This is a genomic window from Williamsia limnetica, from assembly GCF_003217475.1.
Lineage (GTDB): Bacteria > Actinomycetota > Actinomycetes > Mycobacteriales > Mycobacteriaceae > Williamsia > Williamsia limnetica.
The window spans coordinates 1-17,163 of the sequence record NZ_QJSP01000035.1; the positions used below are offsets into that span (position 1 = coordinate 1).

General features: G+C 61.3%; 17 protein-coding genes. 9 read left to right on the top strand and 8 right to left on the bottom strand.

What is annotated here, in order from left to right; genetic code table 11:
- Window positions 1-779: 779 nt before the first annotated feature.
- The 7 genes from DFR67_RS29665 to DFR67_RS29695 all read right to left on the bottom strand — a co-directional run bounded on the left by DFR67_RS29665 (window position 780) and on the right by DFR67_RS29695 (window position 8,922).
- Window positions 780-1,739, bottom strand: a complete 960-nt coding sequence (locus tag DFR67_RS29665; protein ID WP_110473052.1) for a nucleoside hydrolase — start codon at window positions 1,737-1,739, stop codon at window positions 780-782.
- On the bottom strand, window positions 1,736-2,350 hold the full coding sequence (locus DFR67_RS29670; protein WP_110473062.1) for an HAD family hydrolase: 615 nt from the start codon (window positions 2,348-2,350) through the stop codon (window positions 1,736-1,738). Before DFR67_RS29670 ends, DFR67_RS29665 begins: the two co-directional genes overlap by 4 nt.
- 119 nt (window positions 2,351-2,469) lie before the next feature.
- Entirely contained in the window at window positions 2,470-3,936 is a 1,467-nt protein-coding gene (locus DFR67_RS29675; protein ID WP_110473053.1) for a nicotinate phosphoribosyltransferase, read from the bottom strand.
- A 777-nt stretch (window positions 3,937-4,713) separates the two neighbouring features.
- Window positions 4,714-5,739: a LacI family DNA-binding transcriptional regulator gene (locus tag DFR67_RS29680; protein ID WP_245938245.1), complete on the bottom strand. Its 1,026-nt coding sequence runs from the start codon at window positions 5,737-5,739 to the stop codon at window positions 4,714-4,716.
- Window positions 5,740-5,830: 91 nt separating this feature from the next.
- Window positions 5,831-6,019: a tautomerase family protein gene (locus DFR67_RS29685; protein WP_110473055.1), complete on the bottom strand. Its 189-nt coding sequence runs from the start codon at window positions 6,017-6,019 to the stop codon at window positions 5,831-5,833.
- An 82-nt stretch (window positions 6,020-6,101) separates the two neighbouring features.
- The gene (locus tag DFR67_RS29690; protein ID WP_110473056.1) at window positions 6,102-7,373 is read right to left on the bottom strand and encodes a metal-dependent hydrolase family protein; all 1,272 of its coding nucleotides are present in this window, start codon (window positions 7,371-7,373) and stop codon (window positions 6,102-6,104) included.
- Between the two features lie 76 nt (window positions 7,374-7,449).
- Window positions 7,450-8,922, bottom strand: a complete 1,473-nt coding sequence (locus DFR67_RS29695; protein WP_110473057.1) for an aldehyde dehydrogenase — start codon at window positions 8,920-8,922, stop codon at window positions 7,450-7,452.
- Window positions 8,923-9,699: 777 nt separating this feature from the next.
- On the opposite strand from DFR67_RS29695, the gene DFR67_RS29700 reads away from it, so the two are divergent.
- The 7 genes from DFR67_RS29700 (at window position 9,700) to DFR67_RS29730 (ending at window position 14,853) form a co-directional block, all read left to right on the top strand.
- Window positions 9,700-10,791 (top strand): LLM class flavin-dependent oxidoreductase, encoded by a 1,092-nt coding sequence (locus DFR67_RS29700; protein WP_084891976.1) that lies wholly within the window; start codon window positions 9,700-9,702, stop codon window positions 10,789-10,791.
- A 113-nt stretch (window positions 10,792-10,904) separates the two neighbouring features.
- Window positions 10,905-11,660 carry a glutamine amidotransferase gene (locus DFR67_RS29705; RefSeq protein WP_084892022.1) on the top strand — a complete coding sequence of 252 codons (756 nt, stop codon included), beginning with the start codon at window positions 10,905-10,907 and terminating at the stop codon, window positions 11,658-11,660.
- A gap of 39 nt (window positions 11,661-11,699) precedes the next feature.
- Entirely contained in the window at window positions 11,700-12,623 is a 924-nt protein-coding gene (locus DFR67_RS29710) for a PfkB family carbohydrate kinase (RefSeq protein WP_110473058.1), read from the top strand.
- A gap of 90 nt (window positions 12,624-12,713) precedes the next feature.
- Window positions 12,714-13,706, top strand: coding sequence for a ribose-phosphate diphosphokinase (locus DFR67_RS29715; RefSeq protein ID WP_110473059.1), 993 nt, complete (start codon window positions 12,714-12,716; stop codon window positions 13,704-13,706).
- Between the two features lie 52 nt (window positions 13,707-13,758).
- The gene (locus DFR67_RS29720; protein ID WP_240498124.1) at window positions 13,759-14,262 is read left to right on the top strand and encodes a flavin reductase family protein; all 504 of its coding nucleotides are present in this window, start codon (window positions 13,759-13,761) and stop codon (window positions 14,260-14,262) included.
- 22 nt (window positions 14,263-14,284) lie between these two features.
- A complete protein-coding gene (locus DFR67_RS29725) occupies window positions 14,285-14,614 on the top strand; it encodes an NIPSNAP family protein (RefSeq protein ID WP_084891973.1) in 330 nt (109 codons plus the stop codon).
- A complete protein-coding gene (locus DFR67_RS29730) occupies window positions 14,611-14,853 on the top strand; it encodes a hypothetical protein (RefSeq protein ID WP_084891972.1) in 243 nt (80 codons plus the stop codon). The genes DFR67_RS29725 and DFR67_RS29730 overlap by 4 nt, the downstream gene beginning before the upstream one ends.
- Window positions 14,854-15,039: 186 nt before the next feature.
- On the opposite strand, the gene DFR67_RS29735 is transcribed toward DFR67_RS29730, so the two are convergent.
- Entirely contained in the window at window positions 15,040-15,516 is a 477-nt protein-coding gene (locus DFR67_RS29735) for a FadR/GntR family transcriptional regulator (protein WP_245938246.1), read from the bottom strand.
- Between DFR67_RS29735 and DFR67_RS29740 the strand changes: the two genes are divergently transcribed.
- Window positions 15,463-15,768, top strand: a complete 306-nt coding sequence (locus DFR67_RS29740) for a transposase (protein ID WP_110473060.1) — start codon at window positions 15,463-15,465, stop codon at window positions 15,766-15,768. The two genes, DFR67_RS29735 and DFR67_RS29740, sit on opposite strands and share 54 nt — an antisense overlap.
- Window positions 15,720-16,658, top strand: coding sequence for an IS3 family transposase (locus DFR67_RS29745; protein ID WP_110473061.1), 939 nt, complete (start codon window positions 15,720-15,722; stop codon window positions 16,656-16,658). The genes DFR67_RS29740 and DFR67_RS29745 overlap by 49 nt, the downstream gene beginning before the upstream one ends.
- Window positions 16,659-17,163: the final 505 nt, after the last annotated feature.

Here is a 17,163-nt window from a genome sequence, read left to right on the forward strand (position 1 = left end):
CGACACACCCCAGGGTGGGGAATTACGTGACGGCCAGGTGGGGAATTACGTGACGGACAACCCCATCAACCTGGGGAATTACGTGACCGCTGACACCCAAAACCGACTCGACGTGACGCACGGACCCACTGGTCAGTCCGGCGGGCGCCATCCATGGGGCACATGGGGCAACCGCCATGGGGCAAATATGGGGCGAAAATCTTGGATGGGGTGGTCCGAGGGGTCTGAACCGGCAGGCGTGGACCGGTCTGACCTGGGACAACCGGTTTTCCCTGGGGTTACTTCCATCTGAAAAGCGAAAGGTCATCGCGCGGTGCTGACGCCGATAATCGGTAACTACGGGGGCTCAAATCTGAGGTCGGCGGTCCTTAAGTCGCTAGGCAATGACTGCTAAAAACGCTTAGCGCGGATCGAATGCCTCTGGCCAGCGGTAATCGGGAGGCATCTCACTGTCGCTCATTAAAGTAGCGCAGATGGCTTGTGTGTCACCAGCGGCAAACGACCTCGGGCGGCCGGTGTTGATGCCTGACCGCCATCGGTGCGCCGTTGCCCCATGGAATCGTTGCGCCCGAGGCAATCACCTGTTTCTGGATGTGGCGACGAGGCACACGCGGGCAACGCTCTGCAAGCGCGATGCCGAGTTCGATCTGCCCGTGGTGTGACGGCGCTTATCGGATTTCGCTAGTTTCGCTCACCGAAGTGCCGCGGTTGGCATCGCCAACGAGGGCGGGTCTTCCCGGATGCTGGTGGTCTCTGACCACGCACCAGCCGTTGGTGTGTCAACCGGTGTCGGCGAGGCTACACACTGCGTCGATGATGACGTCTGCCGACTGCTGTCTCGTCCCGAGCGCGACACGCGGGGACGACTCGATGTCGGATCCCGCATTCGCGCGTACGGTCGTTCGCCCCCGTTGCGGTCCCATACCGGTGTCCACGGTGATCGTCACTGCCGGAGCGTCTGTCAGCTCCACCGCGCCGACGGCGAGCGCCGCGGCCAACGGGTCGTGGGTAGGGCACCACAAGCCGGCATGCTCCTGCCGGTAGGAGTCGAAGTACCAGTTCAGCATCTCGCCCACGGAACGTACTGCAGCGCTGGGGGAATAAAGGAGTCGCCGTTTGTCGGCAACGCTGAGCAAATGCTTGTTGGTGATGTCGATCGGCACCAGCAGGAGCTGGTGCCAACGTGACGTGAACGTCGCTGCTGCGGCTTCGGGGTCGCCGAGAATGTTGGCCTCGGCGTATGGAGTCACATTGCCGGGTACATGTGCGGCGCCCCCCATCACCGTGATGGACGCGATCGCATCGGGCAGATCGGGCTCGCGGCGCAGCGCTTCGGCGATGTTGGTCAGCGGCCCGGTAGCGATGATGTGAAGCGCACCCCGATGCCGCTGAGCCAACGTGATCAGCTCGTCGACGGCTCCGGCTGTGGGCGGTGGCGGCGTACGCACGGGTGCAAGGGTCACTCCGCCGATTCCGTTGGCGCCATGAAACTGCGATGCGCCGCGAGGATGACCTAGCAGAGGTGGGTAGTCGAGACCGACGGCAACTGGGATGTCCGAATATCCGAAAAGAGACAGGATCCGGCGAGTATTGTCTGCCGCGACGGCGGCGCCGACATTCCCACTGACGGTGCCGACCAGATCAGGTGGGTGGCCGGCACCGAGGAGGAAGGCCAGGGCCAACGCATCGTCGATGCCGGTGTCACAGTCGAGGTAGAGCGGGCCGTCGGCGGGGATCATGACACCGCGCGCCCCGATATCAGGGCTAGGCCGATTTCGTAGGCTTCGCGCAGATCGAGCCCGTCGTATTCCACGGAGGCCAGTTCCCGGACCTGTGGGCTGGCGTTCACGGCCACAGTGTTCCGGAGCCAGCGGAACAGGGGGATATCGGAGGTCGAATCACCGTAGGCGACACAATCGTCTGGTTCGATACCATACTGCTGCAACAGGTCTTGAACGATGGTGACTTTGTCGCCAGCGGATAACAGCATGCTTTCGTGCGGTTCGACGCCGATTTCGATCCCGGTTCCGAACGCGCCGTGTGCGCCCCACGATGTGAAGCGCTTGACGAAGAACTCGGGCGATTGTGAGATGACAACACTGCGTTCGCCGCGGCGGTCGATGTCGGCGAAGACGTTCTCAACCGCATCGATCCACGGTGCGTTCACGAAAGCGTGATCGATGTCGGCCTCGGTCATGTCGGCCCAGATGGGCAGACATTGTTGCCAGAACTGGATGTCGGTGATCCGCCCGAGCAACCAGTTCTTCTCGATCTCTTCGGCGGTGGCCATGTTGCCGCTGACCTTCGAGATCTCGATCGACGCGGTCGATCGCAGGAGCGTGCCATCCATGTCGAAAATGTGCAGCTTGGTCACAGGGTTATCGATTCCTCGGGGATGGTGGGCTCATATGACAATATCGACCCGGTGGGCAGGCATCGCCTTGCCCACCGGGGCGAACAGGCCAGAGGTCAGGCGACCGCGGCGTCCTGACCACCGACGGCGTTGCGTAGGGGCGCGATGGCCGCCGCGTAGTACGACTCCGGTACGTCTTTTTCGCTGAGTTCGATCAACTCGCTGAAGTCCCACTTCTTGAGGAGTTTTCCGCTGCGGAAGACCGGCTTGAGCAGATTCTGCTCGGGGCTCACCGAGTCTCGCTGCACGGTCTTGTACTCACCGTCCTCGAAGGTCAGGGCGAGACGCCCCTTCTTCGACGTCTTCATCAGGTCGCCGGTGGGGGACTTGCCGATTGCACGCCACTCACCGTTGACCATGACTGCACTGGCCTTCTGCCCGAAGTTCATCGTGTCTCGGTTGCAGTGTTGCAGCAGCCCGCCACCCATACCGAAGACGGCGTTCTCGGCGGACATTCCGCGCCGTTCCATCTCGGCGAACACGAGCGGCAGGCTGTCCCGGTTGACGCCGTCGCCCTGTACCGTGCGGACGAACGGCGGCAGAACCTTGAAGCCCTTGCTGTTGACTTCGTAGCCGAATGCGTCCATCAACCAGTCGGTCGTGTCCGCGGTCACCTGGACGATGTCGCCGGAGTCTGGGCGGACACCGACGAGTCCGGGGAAGTTGCGGACTTCTTCGGCGAGTTCCTTGCCGATGATGTTCTTGACGGCGTTCTCATGGTCGTACGTGTCAGTGAGCAGCAGTGCGCATCCGGACGGAGCGTGGACCTCGAGCATGTTCCGCATTGCCGCGGCCTCATTCTCACGACCCCAGGCCGAAAACCCGGCGTGCTCGGAGTTGGGGCCAGAATTGGACGGCGCCACCGCGTTGTAGATCTCTTTCGCGGCGATGATGCCGGGTACGGTGTCGCTCTGCGAAAAGTTCACGAGATGTGCGAGTCCACCGAGGGCGGCCGACTGCTGCGAGCTGACCCCGCGGGCGCCGTAGTCGTGCAGCATGTGCCGAAGTACACCGGGATTGTCCGAGGTGCGGTCCAGAGCCTCGCGGATGACCGCCTTGGCAAGCCAGCTGATGGTGCCGACCGTGGTCGGGTACCACACCGCGCGCAGCAGAGCGGTCTCGAAGAAGCTGGTGGCCCAGAAGTACTTTGGGTCGGTGTTGATGATCTGGACCAGGACGTTCTTGGTCGGCAACACCAAACCCTCCGGGACCGCCTCGATCTCGACGGGTAGGAATCCACCGTGGTCGTTGAGGATTCCCATCCAATTCTCACGGTTGAAATGCATGCCTTGCTCGCGCATGTAGTACTCGGCCTGATCGATGTCCTCGAGCGTGATGGGATGCATGAGGTAGTCACGGAGGAAGGCCTGCAGGCCGACGAACATCGTCACCGGGAACTCGCCGCCACGGGATTCGATGTAGCTGTTCACGTACTCGGTGCCCGGTGGGTAGAGCGGGTAGTGGCAGTGCTTGTAGTTATCGGTGTTGATGATGATGTTGTCGTAGCTGCTGCTGAGCGGCATTTCTGGATCCTGTCGGTTGCGGGTGGATTCGTTTCTACTGGTCGTTCTCGCCCGTTGGTGTTTCGCAGATCGTCTGAGGGTCGGGCCGGTGCGCGTCGACGAGTCCCTGTGGGACGGCACTGTTCATCTTGCCCCGACGACGGTAAGGCGTTGGTTAACACGATGTTTCGATGTCGGAGGACCTCCGAGTCGGAGTTGTTTGCCCAGGTGGCCGAGGTGATGCACCTCGACAATGTGGTGTAACACACACCACTATTATCGTTTCTACTTGTGAAAGCAAGAGGTGCAAGGGGATGTAGTAATCCCTAGGGCGTCGGATGGGCCGCCGGACGCTGGTAGCTTCTCGGCAGAACGCACTAAATACCAGTTCAAGGGCTATTTCGTTCGTCTGGCTGGACCACTGTGAGCAGATCTTATCGTTGGGTTCACATCTCGACGGTCCTCATCGGGTGGTCGCTAGAATGGGTTCTACCGTAGGCCTGGCGCGCAAGCGGCCTGAATGTGTCCGGAGGGATTCATCGGATGGTGCAGGAGTTGGAGGGCACATCCGAGCTGCCGATGCTGACAAGAGAACGTGGCGAGGCCAAGCGATGAGCGGGCTCGTGCCGGATTGCGCTCAGCGCACAAGTAATTCGTTAGTGAGGTCTACTGCGGCCGCTACTGCATCAGGTTCTTGCTACGTGGCGAGATGGATTGCCGGTGATGTTCGTGAGGATGACCATGGCGTCGATGGGTCCTGCACCATCGACACCGGGTGCGTGGGTGTGCGGACGAGGGCTAGTCGCTCGGCGCGACAACCGAGTTCCTGACCTGCAGTGTGGTCGGCAGCGGATCGGGCGATTCCGGGCCGGCGGTGTCCTCGATGAGGTCCGACAGCAACGATGCCGCCTGCTGGCCCATGTCGCGAGCCGGCTGGCGGACAGTGGTGAGTCGTGGCGTCAGCAGCGAGACGAAGGGGAGATCGTCAAAGCCGACGACGCTCACATCGGTCGGAACGCTGATATCTCGTGAACGGCAGTATTCGAGGGCGCCGACCGCCATCAGATCGTTCGCGCAGAGGAGGGCGGTGGGTCGATCAGCGGGTGGGCCGGAGAGGAACTTTTCTGCACCGTCCCAACCGGACTTCTGGTGGTAGTCGCCCCAATGGGTGGGGACCGAATCGGGCTCGATCCCGATGGACGCGATCGCTTCTCGGTATCCCGACAGTCGCTGCTGTGTCGACCACAGGTTCTTCGGTCCGGCGATGATTGCCAACCTGCGGTGGCCGAAACCGATGACATGCGCAGCGACCTCGCGCGCTCCACGGCGGTTATCAGAGACGATCGCGGGCAGATCAAAACCGGGCACTTGCTCGTCGACGAGGACCACCGGTCCCAGTCGGGTGAGCTCGAGCAGGGACCGCGGCGACGTCATGGCGCCAGACAGGTAGACGATGCCGTTGATCCGCTGGCTGCGCAGTAGTCGACCGTTCACCGATTCTTCCGCGCCCGTGGCCTCCGGGGCGCACAAAACCACCAATCCGCCACTGGCAGAGACGGTCTGCTCAACGCCCTCGACCAGCAACGCGAAGAACTGATTTGAGAGTTCGGGTACAACCAGGCCGATGGTTGGGGCCGATCTCCTCTTGAGGCCGCGGGCGGCTTCGTTCGGGGCGTAGTCGAGGACACGTACCGCATCGAGCACCCGGGCTTTGCGTGCCGGAGCAACGGGGCCGCTGTCGTTGAGGACGTAGCTCACAGTGCTGACGGAGACGCCCGCGTGGCGAGCGACGTCCTTCATCGTTGGTGGCCGGCCCTTGTTCATAGAGGCATCAATCTACCGCCACCCGCGCCTGCAACCCGGACGTGGGACACGTGTCGATCGTTGGCGGGTCCGCGACGCACACCGGGCGCCATCATCCCATCATCTTGCCTCCGTGGCCCCACCGTTCGCGCGGTATGCCGTGTATCACGACCGTCGTATCCGCGGCAATGTCCTCTCCGAGCACAGCCGATACCGCCTTGGTCAGTTCTGCAACCATGTCCGGGGCGAATTGGTTGTCAGCGAACCGATCCTCGAAAAAGCTTGCCTCTATGTATGGCATTTCTTGTGCCCTTCTTCCTGTTGTTCAACCATCGAGATACCTGTGACAAGGGATCGCTCGTGAAGGGCAGGCGCCCTCCACATCAATTCGTCGACACCTCCAGCTCGAGTGCCTCTGATGACGCTGCCAAGTAGGTGCTGATATCGCGTCCGGACCGCAACACGGATTTGATCCCCCCGCGCAGGAGAGATATGTCGTCGAGAACCCCCTGGTCGACGATCAATACGTCGCCGATGGAGCCGCTTCGAAGAGAGCCGACATCCGGCCTGTCCAGCAGATCTGACGCCGTTCCGGTCGCGGTTGTCAGAGCTTCCATCGTTGACATGCCGTGCTCGACATAGAGTTCGAGTTCTCGATAGTGTGCCCCAAATGGGCAGAGCGTTCCCGACGAATCCGTGCCCATCGCAATCTTGACTCCTGCCGAACGCGCGAGACCGAAGGCCTCCAGTGTTCGGTCATGTGCATCACGCAGACCCTCGACACCCGACGAAGTCAGGCCGCGTTCGGTGCCTTCGCGCTGACACCAGTCGTTGAATGCCATGGTGGGAACCAGATAGATTCCTCGACGCGCCATCTCGCCGGCGCAGTCCTCGTCGAGGTAGGAGCCGTGTTCGATACTGTCGACGCCGGCCTCGATGCTGCGACGAATACCCTCGAGCGATAGAGCGTGCGCGGCGACACGTAGATCCATGTCATGAGCCTCCTCGACAACTGCAGAGAGCTCGGCAACGGTGTAGTTGGGCCAATGAGGCTTCTCTCCCTTCGACATTCCGCCACTGGCCATCACCTTGATGAAGTCTGCTCCGCTGCGGGCTTGCAAGCGAACCATTTCCCGACAGGCGTCAACGCCGTCGGCGGTATCCCACTCGCGTCGGGATGTATATGGGGGGTAGAACAGGTCGCCGTGACCGTTCGTCATGGTGATCCACCACGGGGCGACAACGAGATTCGGCCCGATCATCAGACCGTCAGCGATCATGTCTCGCAACTCGGTCTCGCCGACTCCCCGGTGGCCCATGCAGCGCAGCGTCGTGAATCCCGCGCTGAGCGCCCGCAGTGAGTTTCGATAGCCGTGTAACAGCTTCTCGGGACCGGTCCGCTGGCCACGGAAGACATCGCTGGCAACGACCCGGCGGCTGTCTGAGTTCGTCGTCAGATGCACATGACAATCAATCAGACCTGGCAACACCGCACACCCTGTTGCATCGATGCACTCTGTACCCGGGGGAACGACGTCCGCGCGGTGGTCGCCGGCATAGCTGACCCTGCCGTCCTTGATGTAGAGGAGGCCCGCCTTGTGGCACTCTCCAGAACCCAGCCACAACAGGCCGTTCTCGATGGCGATGTCATTCACTACCTACCTACTAACTGTTCAGTACGAATCGCCGTCGGTGACTGCGGCTTCGGCCACACTCCTGCAATGCCGAGCACTACTCGGGACGTGCGTCGAGGACAACTGTTTTGTTCTCCAAGTATGCCTGCAGGCCCGCGACGCCACCTTCGCGGCCGATCCCGGACCTTTTGAAACCGCCGAATCCGATGCCGAAGTCTGCGCGGTTGCCATTCTGTCCGACAGTGCCCGAGTGCAGCGACCGCGCGATCTCGAGGACTCGCCGCGACTCATGGGTGAAAACAGAGGCATTGAGGCCGAACTCGGTCGCGTTGGCAATTCGTACGGCGTCATCTACATCACGGGCAGACAACACCGCCAGCACCGGACCGAATATCTCTTCCTGAGCGAGCCGAGATGTCACCCCGACATTTCCGAATACCGTTGGCTCGACGAAGAAACCGCGATCGAGGTGAGGGGGACGACCACCGCCGTACGCCAGGGTGGCCCCTTCTTGCTGTCCGATCTCGATGTAGTTCTCGATGCGTGCCCTCTGTCGCTCGGTGGCCACCGGTCCAACAGCGACATCCGGGTCGTAGGGGTCGCCGATGCTCACGCGACTGAACTCGGCCGCCAATGCATCAACCATCTCGTCGTGACGACTTTCGGAAACGATCACCCTGGTCAGGGACGCGCAGATCTGTCCGGATAGAAAACACTCGGCCGAGGCAATCGTGTGTGCTGCCTCTGCGATATCGAAATCGTCGAGAACGATGGCCGGCGACTTCCCGCCGAGCTCGAGCGACGACCGGGCAATACGACTGCCGAGGATGCCGCCGATTCGTTTACCCGCTTCCGTCGACCCGGTGAAGGCGATCTTGTCGACACGGGGGTCGGTCACCAGCGCCTCGGACGCGGCGCGATCCGCGGTGACCACGTTCAGCACCCCCGCCGGAAGTCCGAGCTGCTCAGCGATCTCAGCCATGAGATAGCCCGCACCGGGCGCCTCCGGGGAAGATTTCAAGATGACCGTGCATCCGGCGAGCAAGGCCGGCGCAATTTTGTAGGCCATGAGCGCCATCGGCGAATTCCACGGGATGATGGCGCCCACGACGCCGACGGGCTCTTTCACGATCATTCCGAAGTCGGCGCCGTTGGTGGGCGTGACTTCCTCCTCGAATGTGAAGCTTGTTGCCAGGCCCGCGTAGTACCGGTAGGCGTCGATCACTTCTCTCATGACCACGTCGACCGACGACGCCAGTATCCCGGTTTCGCGCGGCCAGATCTCGACCACGTCATCGATGCGTGCTTCCACTGCATCTGCGATGTCGAGTAGGACCCGGGCCCGCTCTGCATGGGTCAACCGCGGCCACGGTCCATCGTCAAATGCTGTGCGAGCGGCGGTGATAGCGCGACCAATGTCCTCGACATCGGCATTGGGCACCGAGTAGTACACCAGTTCACTGCTCGAGTCGACGACGTCGATCGATGTAGTCGAGTGCGGTTGAACCCACTGACCGCCGATGTACAGGCTCTCGGTGAAGGAGAGCGGTACCTTCGGAAGTGTTCTCATTCTCGTTTCCTATTCATCTAGGTGGCGATGTCACGTCAGCTCAGGCAACGCAAGGGTCATCCTCATACCTACGCAGCGGCGGGGGCCAAAGGCCGACTCGCCTTCACGACCACAGGCTAGAATCGTTTCTACACCCAAACGTATTCCCTGGCAACCGCAGGTAGCAGAACTCGTTGCGATTCCGTAGGTGGGATCGGCGCCGCCCCTCAACGTGGGTTCGTGAGCTGAGAGGGGGCCGTCGCGTCCGTTTTCGTGGTTGTGAAGATACCAGCCCGTGACGTGCGCCGCAGCGTCAGACTGAGGTGCCTGTTGTGGCACCGCATCGGCTGGGGCCGGCGGCCTCGAAGGTCGTTCTCCTCTCGTGTGGCGAGCACCCGAAGAATCGATTATTCTGCGGGTGGTGGATGACCACTCGGACCGGGGCTTCTGCCGGCTGCGTTGTTCGTCGTGTGCTTTATCTATCACGAGAACACCGCCGTGACTTGAGGCCGGCCGGGCCGGTGTCGTCCAAATCATCTGCGGGGGTTACGGAGTCGTCGAGTAGGTCCTCGGTAGGGACCTGGGGTGCGGGTGTGATCCGAGCCTATCTGCGCATCGATATGTACAGCGGAGGACCCGCCATGATAGAATCGTTTCTATTGGCGTTGACCGCCCGAGGTTTGGGTCTTTATCACGAGGCTTCAAGATATCGACGGCCTCGGCGGCGCAGGGCTGGGGCCTGAAGATCGGGCCCCACCTGAACAAGACATTCCACCGGTATAGAGGGGATTACATTTCATGAAGATCTGGTTCACAACACCGTTCTTTTACCGCGACATGAACCGTCCGTGGTCAGAGCTCCTCAACGACATGCTCAGCATCGTCGACGCGGCGGAGAATCTCGGTTTCGAGGGCGTCACGGTCAACGAGAACCACTTTCAGAATTACGTGAGCAATCCTTCGTCGATGATGTTCAGCGCTTTGGCTGCAGCGCGTACCAAGCGTTTGCGGATCATGCCCGGCATCGTGGTGCTTCCGTACTACAACCCACTGCTCATCGCATCGGAGATGAGCTTCCTCGACCAGATGGCACCTGGTCGCATCGGCATCGGGGTGGCTCGCGGAGGCAGTCGTTACCCTCTCGATCGCATCGGCATCGACCCGAAGGACTCGCGCGAAATCTACGAGGAGTCCCTGGAGATAATCAAACGGGTGTGGATGGAGGACGACGTGTCATACGAAGGCAAGTACTTCTCGTTCCCGCCGACCACGCTCGTTCCCAAGCCGGCCTCAGATCCCCACCCCGAGTTGTGGACCGCCTCGCAAAGTATCGACGGAGTACGCCGCGTCGCGCATCAAGGCACCAATCTGATCACGGCACCGAACTATGGCAATTTCGAGCCCTACGGCGATCTTGAAGCGCTGCTGGAGGCCTACAACGACGAAATCGACAAGACCGGCCTGGCCCGCCAGCAGGTCATGGCCCTGCGTCACACGTGGCTCGGAAGCACAGAAGAAGAAGCCACCGAGTATTTCGATGATGTGCTCAGTGAATACAACTACTACCTCACCTTGGTGCATGCCGGCAGCAACAGCAACAAGACCAAGGAAGAACGACTGGCAGCACGCGCCGACGGCGAAAAGGACGACTCTGTGGTCAGGGCCGGCGCAATGGTACCCGCACAGGAGTCGGTCTCCAAGGATGGGCTTTTCGAAAAGTATGCTGACCCGATCCTCACCACGCCCGATCGAATGATCGAGAGGTTCAAATCTTACGAGGCACTCGGTGTCGACCACATGGCGTGTCTGGTCGCCGTCGGCCAGCCCATCGGGGCCGTCATCAAGAACATGGAATTCATGGCCAGAGAAGTTCTTCCCGAGTTCTCCTGAGCCCCAGTCGAGTTCCCCACAAACTCGAAGTCGGGTTGACGATGCGCGACCCAAATACCTCGACCTACCTCCGGGACTTCTGCCCGAACCCTGACGCCACACAGGAGAACACCATGGAACCACTCAACATCCTCTTCGCCGGTGAATCGTGGATCAAACACACGATCCATATGAAAGGTTTCGACCAGTTTCACTCGACTGAGTACGAGGAAGGCGCCACCACCTTCCTCGACAATCTCGCCTCAGACGGCCACACCGTCAACTACGTGCGCGGACACGAGATTTCGTCGCGATTTCCTACATCCGCGCACGAGATCGACGAGTACGACGTGGTGGTCATCTCCGATATCGGCTCGAACTCGTTTCAGCTTCCCGATGAGACCTTCCTGCGCTCGCAAACTTCACCCAACCGGCTCGGCGTGGTGGCAGACTACGTGGGCCGAGGCGGCGGACTGGTCATGATCGGGGGCTATCTTTCCTTCACCGGGATCGACGGCAAGGCTCGATTCGGTATGACCCCACTCGCCAACGTTCTGCCGGTGACCATGCTGCCGTATGACGACCGGATCGAGGTCCCCGAGGGCTGCAAGGTCGAGGTTTGTGCGCCTGAACACGCCGTACTCGGCGCAACACCTGGAGATTGGCCGCCGCTCTTGGGATACAACCGAGTGATCGCCGACGACACTGCCGAAGTCATCGCCCGTAGTGGGGATGATCCCATCCTGGTCACCGGTGGATTCGGCGCGGGTCGCGCGGTCGCTTTCACCTCGGACCTCGCCCCACACTGGGCGCCGCCAGAGTTCGTCGAGTGGACTGGCTACCCGATTTTGTGGAACTCGATTCTGTCGTGGGCCAGTGGACGGTCCTAGCCAAGTGGCGGTTGTGGCGACAAGTCCCGGGGAGTGGCAATGAACGACGGGGTCCTGGTGATCGGCGCACTCAACGTCGACCTCGTGGTTGTCGCGGATCGGTTGCCTGGCCCGGGCGAGACCGTGGTCGGTCCTCGTCTCGACAAGTTCGGAGGCGGCAAGGGCGCCAATGCCGCAATCGCCGCTGCTCGCATGAACGCACCGGTTCGCTATTGCGGCGCTGTCGGATCCGACGATCTGGGGCGCGAGGCGCTGGCCGACCTGCGCAGCGCGAACATCGACGTCGTCGACGTCGCAGTACTCGAGGACGTTGCGACCGGCACCGCCCTGATCGTCGTCGACAGTGCGGGAGAAAACCAGATCGCAGTAGCTGCGGGAGCCAACGCCGTCGTCGACCCGGCGCTCGTTCGGTCCGGCGTCATCCGTGCCGCAGGCTGGGCCAGTTGCGTGCTGGTCAGTACAGAAATCTCCTCGGCGGCGGTCGAAGCGGCGGTCACCACGGCCCGTGATCTACGACTGCTCTGCGTGCTCAATCCTGCACCCATGCGCACCGACCTCGTCGCGGCCGCGCACACCGCGTCGATCCTGACCCCCAATGCCTCCGAGCTGCGCGACCTGTGCAACGTGCTTGCAGTCCCGTACAGCGACATCGCCGATGCCGCAGTAAGGGTCGCGCAGGCCACCGGTGCCCGCCTGGCCGTCACTCTGGGTGCCGGCGGAGCGCTTGTCGCCTCCCCGGACGGTACAACCGGACCGATCCCAGCTGTGGCGGTGCCAGACGTCCGCGATACCACCGGTGCCGGAGATACGTTCAATGGCGTTCTCGCAGCAGGTCTTTCGGCAGGAATGACTCTTACCGCAGCCAGTACCCGAGCCGTGGCAGCGGCGTCTCTATCCGTGCGCCACAGAGGCGCCCGGAGTGGCATGCCTTCGGCTGAGGAGGTCGACTTGGCGCGTCTGTGATCGTGCCCTTCTACCGGCTGAACATCGAAACGGCCACAGCCGCCCAGTGACAAACTATGACAGCCGTGACAACTACTCGGAAAGACCACCATGACGACCTCTCTCCCTTTCGGTTTTCAGAAGAAGTTGATGATGTTCTCGGGCAGAGCGAATCCGGCCCTGGCTGCGTCGATTGCCTCGCACCTTCAGGTCGACCTCGGACTGATCACTCTTAAGACCTTCTCGAGCGGCGAGGTGTACTGCCGGTTCGACGAATCTGTTCGTGGGGCAGACGTGTTTCTGATTCAGCCGATGTGCGCAAATCCTGAAGAGGGCCTCAATGCCAACGATGCACTTGTCGAGCTGCTGGTCATGATCGATGCTGCCGTCGGTGCGAGTGCCCACCGCGTGGTGGCCGTGACACCGTGGTTCGGGTATTCCCGCCAGGACAAGAAATCTGCTCCGCGAGAGCCGATTTCGGCGCGAATGGTTGCACGCATCTTGGAGGCAACCGGCGTTGACCGAGTGCTCACCATGGACCTGCATGCTGGTCAGCTCCAGGGCTTCTTCAGTATCCCGGTTGACCACATGACTGCGCTGATGATGCTCGCCGACCATTTTGCCGATCTTGATGATGATCTGGTGGTGGTCGCACCTGATGCCGGACGGGTGAAGCTCAACAAACAGTTCGCCACCCGGATCGGCGCCGGCCTGGCGATCATGGACAAGGAACGCCCCCAGCAGCAGGTGGCTGAGATCACCAATGTGATCGGCGATGTGCGGGGAAAGACGGCGATCATCGTCGACGACATCATCGACACCGCGGGCACGCTACGCGCGGCAGGGGAAGCGGTGCAGCAGGCCGGAAGTCGCCGGGTCTTTGCCGCAGCCACGCATGCGGTATTCAGCGGACGAGCGTACGAGAACCTCTCCGATTCGCCGTTCGAGCGCATCGTTGTCACCGACACGATCCCGCTGCGCCCCGGTGCCCCGTCGACCATCGATGTGGTTTCCTGCGCGCCGATGTTGGCCGACACCATCGGCCGCATCTTCACCGACAACTCGGTCAGCGAAGTATTCGGCGGGAAAAATCATGTGTTCTGAAACGCAGAAGGAAGTCAGAGGGCACGTTGTGGAATCCACTCATCTCCGAAGCGTGCAGGACGCCGCCGGCATTGTGGGCACCGTTGAACTGCGAGCCACATTCAGCCGGTTCCCGAGCGGGGTGACCGCGCTGTGTGCCACCGGTTCATCTGAACAACCGATCGGCATGGCCGTCAGCGCTTTCGTCAACGTGTCGTTGGAGCCGCCACTGGTGGGCGTCTTCGTTCAGAAATCGTCGACCACGTGGCCAGAGCTGCGTTCGCGTCCACGCATCGGGCTGTCAGTGTTGGGGGCCAACCAGAAGGCAGCGTGCCGACAACTCGCCGCCCGCAATGTCGACCGGTTTGCCGGCTTGAGCTGGGAGACAGGGCCCAGCGGGGCGTTGTTTCTGCACGGTGCCACCGCCTGGCTCGAGTGCGAAATCGAAGTGGAGACCACCACCGGCGACCATGAGTTCGTCCTGCTGCGTATCCTCGGGCACCGCACCGAGGAGGAACAGGACCCACTCATATTCTATGCCAGTCGATTTCACGAACTGTCCACCCCGCAGTCGTAGCCGCCAGCAGCGAAGGAACACCATGATCTTCGAAGTCCGAGAGTATGTCGCCGTACCCGGTCGTCTACCGGCAATCATCGACCTGTTCAACAATCACACTGCCCCCACGTTCATCCGATACGACATGGAGTTGGTCAGCGCCGGCCGCACACTGATCGGCGAGAACTCATTTGGCGAATTGGTCTACACCCTTCGCTTCGCCGATCTCGCAGAGCTGGAAAGCAAATGGACCCAGATGCTGTCAGATCCCGACTGGCAAGAAGCATTCGCCGATGCCGAGAGGGACGGTGCACTGATTCAGAGAATGCGTCGGCGGGTGATCGATGACGACCCCATCGAAGCAGCGCCGTGATCATTCAGATCAACGCCAGCCACGACGTGCGAGTAGTCAGCACAGCCGAAGACGAGATCGTGGTGGTGACGTACGAAACCCTGCTTCCCTATCTGCCCGGAATCGTGCAGCTGCACGGGCTGGGGCACGTTACCGGCCACACCGTCGAACTCGAAGAGAACTGGCCAGGGTGGCCGCCCGATTCAACCATCGGCCCCCGGGCGGCAAAGATCGTCACCAAGCCAGGAGCGCTGCGTTAGGCAGATGTGCGTGAGTCTGAGGCGTTTCAGGTGGGGCTGGGCGTTATACTTTTGAGCGGTACGCGTATTTCGGCGCAGATGCCCCACGTGATGCTTCGTGTTGACGTCCGGAGCATGCGTAATGAGGTCCTGACGTTCGGTCACATGGTCGAGTCCCGCATCTTGCCGCCATCGTGGGCTCTAATTTCAAAAGTCCTTGTGCAAGATCGCGGAGTGTGGCACCTGCGGCTTGCAGGGCGAGCCCAATGTGATAAGCCGCCGAAACCCGTCGGGCCGATGGATATCGGCGCCACCAACACTTCCTTGTCGAACAGTGACCAGGCCCTCAGTCTCCAGAATGCGCAATGCTTCGCGGACTGAGGGGTAGCTGACCCCGAAATCGCGGACTAGTTCATCTTGGGTGGGAAGTTGATAGCTCTCGGCTGCCAAGATCAAGCTACGCAGGTCGGCGGCAATGGTTTCCGCGACGCGGCGGTTCGGCACCCGACTATTCCGTGGAGCGCTCACACAGTCGACTTTCGTCTCATCGGTCAACCTTGATCTGAGGTTCCCCCCAGGTAGTGGACACCGAGCTAGCGGGATCAGCGGTTCCGCTGGGAGGATGTTCACATGTCGCGAAAGCGTCGGTCGTTCACGACCGAGTACAAGGTCGATGCTGCGCATCGAGTGATCGATTCTGGTCGATCCATCGCCGAGGTCGCACGCGATCTCGACCTCAACGAAGGCCTGCTGGGGCGGTGGGTCGCTGATGAGCGGCGGCGCCTGGATGCGGCGCAGCGAGAGGGCGATGAGCCACTGACCGCTGTCGAGCGCGATGAGCTTGCCCGGCTGCGCCGGCACGTCGCTGATCAGGAGAAGGACATCGCATTCTTGAAAAAAGCGTCGGCGTACTTCGCGGCGAACCATCAACGGTAGAGAAGTACGCGTTGATGGCCACGGAGTGCGCCAGCACAGCAATCAGTCGAATGGCCTCCCTGCTGGGTGTGTCAGCCTCGGGTTACTATCGGCATCTAAAGTCAACCAGGGCAATAGAATTGGGAACACAGCGGCAACGTCGGGAAGAGTTGGCGGTGCGAATCTCCTCGATCCACAAAGACTCCCACGGTGTCTACGGATCGCCGAGGATTACCGCTGAGCTGCGCGCGCGGGGCGAGTTCGTCACCGAGAAGACCGTCGCCAAAATCATGGCTGAGCGAGGCCTGGCTGGTATCAGTCCACGCACGTTCTCGCCGCCGACGACGATCGTCGATCCGCATCCGACGTTCCCGCCCGATCTGGTCAACCGCATCTTCGACCAGGGCCGCATCGACGCGGTGTGGACGTCGGACATTACCTATCTGACCTGCGGCGGCGAAGACATGTATCTGTGCGTAATTAAAGATGAGCATTCGAAACGGGCGCTGGGGTGGGCGGTGGCCGATCACATGCGTGCTGACTTGGTGACCGATGCGGTCGACATGGCCGCTCGTACTCGCCGTGGCCGGACCAAGGGCATCATCATGCACTCGGACAGGGGATCTCAGTACACATCGACCCTGATGACGAAGGCTTGCGGGAAGTACGGTCTGCTCCGGTCGATGGGTCGGACCGGGGTGTGCTGGGACAACGCCGGCGCCGAGAGTCTGTGGTCGACGTTCAAACACGAGCACTACTACCGCCACAGCTACGTCTACAAGAGCGAATTGGTTGCTGCGGTTGACAATTGGTTCAATTACTACAACACTCGACGGAGGCACTCAACGATCGGGATGCTCAGTCCCATCGACTACGAGATGTCACTGACCGCGGACCTTCAGGCCGCCTAACCACCCTCCACTATCCGGGGGGAACCTCAATCGTCATGGTCTTCACCTCGAACATTGCCATGATTGTAGTACTTGTCGAGACGGTCGGCTTCTATGCCGTGCCGACGACGGCGTCTTCGCAGTCGCTGTCGCCGCGCAGGCGCTTACTTCACTTAGGAACCCCGCCACGGTCAGATGCGACGCCAGGTTTGCGGGCGGGGCCAATAGTCGCTGTTTTCGTAATGTGACGTGCGCACGCCCCCCACCTAAGTGAAGCGATCGCGGCTAAAGCCAGTTGCGAAGCTCGAGTGCCTTAGCGTGCGAAGCCGATAATCGGTAACTATGTCAGCTCGACTATGTCAGCTCGGCTGAGTGAATGCTCCTGCAACGACTGGCCCGCGATTGCATGAAGTAGGGGAGACGTTTTCCTACTGCGGTCGGTGAAACGCTGCGAGTTGTGCTCCGGCAGCGACCAGTCCGACCCCGGCAGCGACTCCGGCGGCTTGACCCGAGGTGAGTTTGTGGT

Excerpts from the sequence above, each read along its gene's own strand:
- DFR67_RS29665 (WP_110473052.1), bottom strand. The coding sequence starts at position 1,739 with ATGATCCCCGCCGACGGCCCGCTCTACCTCGACTGTGACACCGGCATC.
- DFR67_RS29670 (WP_110473062.1), bottom strand. The coding sequence starts at position 2,350 with ATGGATGGCACGCTCCTGCGATCGACCGCGTCGATCGAGATCTCGAAG.
- DFR67_RS29675 (WP_110473053.1), bottom strand. The coding sequence starts at position 3,936 with ATGCCGCTCAGCAGCAGCTACGACAACATCATCATCAACACCGATAAC.
- DFR67_RS29680 (WP_245938245.1), bottom strand. The coding sequence starts at position 5,739 with ATGAACAAGGGCCGGCCACCAACGATGAAGGACGTCGCTCGCCACGCG.
- DFR67_RS29685 (WP_110473055.1), bottom strand. The coding sequence starts at position 6,019 with ATGCCATACATAGAGGCAAGCTTTTTCGAGGATCGGTTCGCTGACAAC.
- DFR67_RS29695 (WP_110473057.1), bottom strand. The coding sequence starts at position 8,922 with ATGAGAACACTTCCGAAGGTACCGCTCTCCTTCACCGAGAGCCTGTAC.
- DFR67_RS29700 (WP_084891976.1), top strand. The coding sequence starts at position 9,700 with ATGAAGATCTGGTTCACAACACCGTTCTTTTACCGCGACATGAACCGT.
- DFR67_RS29705 (WP_084892022.1), top strand. The coding sequence starts at position 10,905 with ATGGAACCACTCAACATCCTCTTCGCCGGTGAATCGTGGATCAAACAC.
- DFR67_RS29710 (WP_110473058.1), top strand. The coding sequence starts at position 11,700 with ATGAACGACGGGGTCCTGGTGATCGGCGCACTCAACGTCGACCTCGTG.
- DFR67_RS29715 (WP_110473059.1), top strand. The coding sequence starts at position 12,714 with ATGACGACCTCTCTCCCTTTCGGTTTTCAGAAGAAGTTGATGATGTTC.
- DFR67_RS29725 (WP_084891973.1), top strand. The coding sequence starts at position 14,285 with ATGATCTTCGAAGTCCGAGAGTATGTCGCCGTACCCGGTCGTCTACCG.
- DFR67_RS29740 (WP_110473060.1), top strand. The coding sequence starts at position 15,463 with ATGTCGCGAAAGCGTCGGTCGTTCACGACCGAGTACAAGGTCGATGCT.
- DFR67_RS29735 (WP_245938246.1), bottom strand. The coding sequence starts at position 15,516 with ATGCGCAGCATCGACCTTGTACTCGGTCGTGAACGACCGACGCTTTCG.